The organism is Pseudoroseomonas ludipueritiae, assembly GCF_014490445.1.
GTDB lineage: Bacteria > Pseudomonadota > Alphaproteobacteria > Acetobacterales > Acetobacteraceae > Pseudoroseomonas > Pseudoroseomonas ludipueritiae.
Map to the genome: position 1 here is coordinate 1 of NZ_JACTUZ010000248.1, position 3,910 is coordinate 3,910.

Annotated in this window: 5 protein-coding genes; all 5 read left to right on the top strand. The window is 72.1% G+C overall.

The window, feature by feature from the left end:
* Nucleotides 1-820: MlaE family ABC transporter permease (locus tag IBL25_RS24825; RefSeq protein ID WP_187781136.1), on the top strand; the 820-nt coding region annotated here is incomplete at its 5' end.
* Nucleotides 820-1,611: an ABC transporter ATP-binding protein gene (locus tag IBL25_RS24830; RefSeq protein WP_187781137.1), complete on the top strand. Its 792-nt coding sequence runs from the start codon at nt 820-822 to the stop codon at nt 1,609-1,611. The genes IBL25_RS24825 and IBL25_RS24830, both read left to right, overlap by 1 nt.
* A 4-nt stretch (nt 1,612-1,615) precedes the next feature.
* Nucleotides 1,616-2,632 carry an MlaD family protein gene (locus IBL25_RS24835; RefSeq protein ID WP_187781138.1) on the top strand — a complete coding sequence of 339 codons (1,017 nt, stop codon included), beginning with the start codon at nt 1,616-1,618 and terminating at the stop codon, nt 2,630-2,632.
* Nucleotides 2,633-2,649: 17 nt separating this feature from the next.
* Nucleotides 2,650-3,276: an ABC-type transport auxiliary lipoprotein family protein gene (locus tag IBL25_RS24840; protein ID WP_187781139.1), complete on the top strand. Its 627-nt coding sequence runs from the start codon at nt 2,650-2,652 to the stop codon at nt 3,274-3,276.
* Between the two features lie 158 nt (nt 3,277-3,434).
* Nucleotides 3,435-3,910 (top strand): hypothetical protein (locus tag IBL25_RS24845; protein ID WP_187781140.1); only part of this gene is annotated, 476 nt, incomplete at its 3' end.

Below are 3,910 nucleotides of genomic sequence, written 5' to 3' on the forward strand. Positions count from 1 at the left end.
GCCGCGCCCCCGGCCGCCCGCGCCGCCTCTGCCCTTCATCGCCGCACTGGGTGCCTGGGCTGTCGGCCGCCTGCGGGTGGCGCGCGATGGCCTGGGCTTCCTGGGGGAGGCGCTGGTGCTCTCCCTGGCGGTGCTGCGCCACCCGCGCCGGCTGCGCATCGGCGACCTGCTGCGCCACCTGGACGAGGCAGGGCTGCGCGCCTTTCCGCTGACGCTGCTGCTGGGCACGCTGATCGGCGTGATCCTGGCCTTCCAGTCCTCGGCCTCGCTCCGCACCTTCGGCGCCGAGATCTATATCCCCGCGCTGGTGGGCGTGACCCTGACGCGGGAGCTGGGGCCACTGATCGCTGCCGTCATCCTCTCCGGCCGCACCGGCTCGGCCTATGCCGCCGAACTCGGCACCATGACGGTGAACGAGGAGGTGGACGCGCTGCGGGTGATGGGCATCGAGCCCGTGGCCATGCTGGTGCTGCCGCGGCTGATCGCCGGCATGCTGGTGATGCCGGTGCTGACGCTGCTGATGAACCTGTCCGGCATGCTGGGCATGGGCTTCATCATGTGGACGCTGGGCTACCCGGTGCCGCTGGTGACGACGCAGCTGCAGCAATGGGTGACCCTGGGCACGCTGGGCGGCGGGCTGATCAAGGCCGCGGTCTTCGGGCTGGTGATCGCCGGCATCGGCTGCCGCGCCGGGCTTTCCGCCGGGCGCGGCCCGCGCGCGGTGGGCGACGCGGCGACGGCGGCGGTGGTGGGCGGCATCGTCGCCACCGTGCTGCTGGACGGCATCTTCGCCGTGCTCTTCTTCCGGATGGCCTGGTGATGGCGGACCATCCCGAAGCCCTCGCCCTCCAGGCCCCCCGGCTGCGCGACGTGGTGGTGGAGGCGCATGGCGTCGCCATGGCCTTCGGCGCCAATACGCTGTTCCGCGATGTCTCCTTCCAGGTGGAGCGGGGCGAGGTCTTCGTGATCCTCGGCGGCTCCGGCTGCGGCAAGTCCACGCTGCTGAAGCTGCTGATCGGCCTCTACCAGCCCACCGCCGGGAAAAGCCGCATCCTGGGCCAGGACCTGCAGGCCAGCACCGGGCGGAAGCGGCAGGCGCTGCTGGCGAAGCTGGGGGTGATGTGGCAGTCCGGCGCCCTCTTCGGCTCCATGACCCTGCTGCAGAACGTGATGCTGCCGCTGGAGGAGCATACCAGCCTGCCGCCCAGGGCGCGGGAGGAGGTGGCGCGGGTGAAGCTCGGCCTTGTCGGGCTGTCCGAGGCCGCCGACCGCCTGCCGGGCGAGATCTCGGGCGGCATGGCCAAGCGCGCCGGCATTGCCCGCGCCATGGCGCTGGACCCGCCGGTGCTGTTCCTCGACGAGCCCTCCGCCGGCCTCGACCCCATCACCTCCGCCGGGCTGGACCAGTTGATCAAGGACCTGGCCCGCGACCTCGGCACCACTTTCGTGGTGGTGACGCACGAATTGCAGAGCATCCTCGCCATCGGCGACCGCTGCATCATGCTGGACAAGGAAGCCAAGGGCATGATCGCCGAGGGCGACCCGCGCGAGTTGCGCGACCACGCGACGCACCCCACGGTGCGCGCCTTCTTCCGCCGGGAGGCGATCTGACACCATGCCCACATCCCGCAGGCTTTACGTGCGCGTCGGCGCCCTGCTGCTGGCCGGCCTCGCGCTGGGCCTGGGCTTCCTGTTCTTCCTGACCGCGGGCCAGGTCGGCAAATCGGCCGAGCTGTTCGAGACCTATCTCAGTGAAAGCGTCACCGGCCTCGAATCCGGCGCGCCGGTGCGCTACCGCGGCGTGCGGATCGGGCAGGTGACGGAGATCGGCCTGGTCAATGCCGAATACCGCCCCGACAGCCGCTCCCAGGCGGCGGCGGCCTTCCAGCTGGTGCTGGTGCGCATGGCGCTGGACCCCAAGCGCGCCACCATGCCCAATGTGGAGGCGGCGCAGCGCGCGGTGCAGAACGGGCTGCGCGCCCGCCTTTCCAGCCAGGGCCTGACCGGCGTGTCCTATGTGGAGCTGGATTTCGTGGACCCCGAGCGCTTCCCGCCGCGCGAGGTGCCCTGGGCGCCGGCCTATCCCGTGATCCCTTCCATACCCTCCACCGTGGCGCAGGTGCAGGACGCGGCGGAGCAGGTGCTCTCCCGCATCCAGAACGCACCGATCGAGGAGATCCTGAGCAACATCGCCGGGCTGACCGGCGCCTTGAACGGGCAGGTCCATGACGGCGACCTGGCGCGCACGCTGCGGGAGGCGGCCGAGACCATGGCGACCCTGCGCCAGGCGGTGGCCGATGCCGACATCGCCGGCACCATGCGCGACGTGCGCGGCGTCGCCAGCAACCTGAACGACCTGACCGGCGGCCCCGAGGCCAAGCGCGCCCTGGCCAGCATCGCCGCCGCCGCCGATGGACTGCGCACCGCCGCCTCGCAACTGCCCGCCGCCATCCAGAGCCTGGAGCGCACCGCGCGCTCGGCGCGGGGCGTGACGCAGGACACCAATGCGGACCTCGCGCCCATCCTGCGCGACCTGCGCGCGGTGGCCAGCAACCTGCGCGACACCACGGAATTGCTGCGTCGTTTCCCCGGCGCGGCCATCCTCGGCGCCCCGCCGCCGCCACCCCGTTGAAAGAGGTTCCCCCCGAGATGAAGCGACGCGCCCTGCTGCTGTCCTTTCCCCTGGCGGCCTCCCTGGCCGCCTGCGGCAGCGTGTTGCCCGACCGGCCTTATGTGGAGGTGAAGCGCTTTCCCCTGATCGCCGCGCGGCCGCAGGGGGCGCCCGGGCGCGGCCGCCGGGTGCTGGAGGTGCGGCTGATGCGCGCGGCACCGGGCATGGAAACGCGCGGGCTGCGCTCCTTGCGCACCGATGGCACGGAGAAAGTGGATTACTACGCCGAATGGAGCGCCCCGCCGGCCGAGCTGGCGGAAGAGGCGCTGCGCCGCTGGCTTTCCGCTTCCGGCCTGTTCAGCGGCGTGGTGGCGCCGGGCAGCCGGGCCCGCGCCGATTTCGTGCTGGAATGCGAATTGACGGCGCTGCTGGCGGACCTCGGCCGGCGGGAAGCGCGGGCCGGGCTTTCCGCCGTGCTGCTGCGCAACCGCGATGGCGAGACGCAGGTGCTGCGGCAACTGGCCGTCAATGGCACCGCGCCGCTGCCCGCGCCCGAAGGCAAGGACGACACGCTGCCGCCAGAGGTGCTGGCCGCCGGCATGAACGAGGCCTTTGCCGCCGCGCTGGGTGCGCTGGAGCAGGGCATCGCGCCGCTGGTGCGCTGAAGCCGAAGCGTCTCATTTTTTCGGCGTTCCTGAACGGGTGGTGAGGACGGCGTTAACCTTCTGCTTACCTCTGTCGCGGTAGTCTCAAAAACAGAGACAAACGCCTGCCATTGCCCGGCAACCGGGGCGGCGGGCCAAGGCGGCGAAGGTGCAAGGCCATGACCAGCAGCGTGGACCCCTGGGATGAGGTCTGGGATGCCTACGAGGCACGGCGGGCCGCCACGGCCACCGCTGCCGCCAGCCTGACGCCCACGCCATCCCGGCGGCCTGCGCGGCCAGGACGATGGCAGGGCTGGCTGAAGCCGCTGCTGGCCGGCGTGGCCTTCAGCCTGGGCTGCGCCGCCGGCTCCGCTTGGCCGGTGCTGAACCTTTATGGGCTGGTACTGCGGCAGGATGTCCCGGCGCTGCTGCGGCAACTGGATCTTGCCCCGGCGCGGGATGGGCTGCGGGAGGAGCTGCGGGCGCATGCCAGGCTGCATGGCCCGGCCACCGGTGGCGCGGAGCGGCTGCTGGCCGGCATGGCGGAGGACATGGCCGCCGCCCTGGCCCGGCCCGGTGGCCTGGAACAGCTGCTGCAGGCCGGTGCCCCGCCGCTGCGGCTGGCGGAATGGGGCGGCACGGCGGTGGAGCTGGC

Coding starts and splice junctions, on each gene's coding strand:
- IBL25_RS24830 (WP_187781137.1), top strand. CDS start 820: ATGGCGGACCATCCCGAAGCCCTCGCCCTCCAGGCCCCCCGGCTGCGC.
- IBL25_RS24835 (WP_187781138.1), top strand. CDS start 1,616: ATGCCCACATCCCGCAGGCTTTACGTGCGCGTCGGCGCCCTGCTGCTG.
- IBL25_RS24840 (WP_187781139.1), top strand. CDS start 2,650: ATGAAGCGACGCGCCCTGCTGCTGTCCTTTCCCCTGGCGGCCTCCCTG.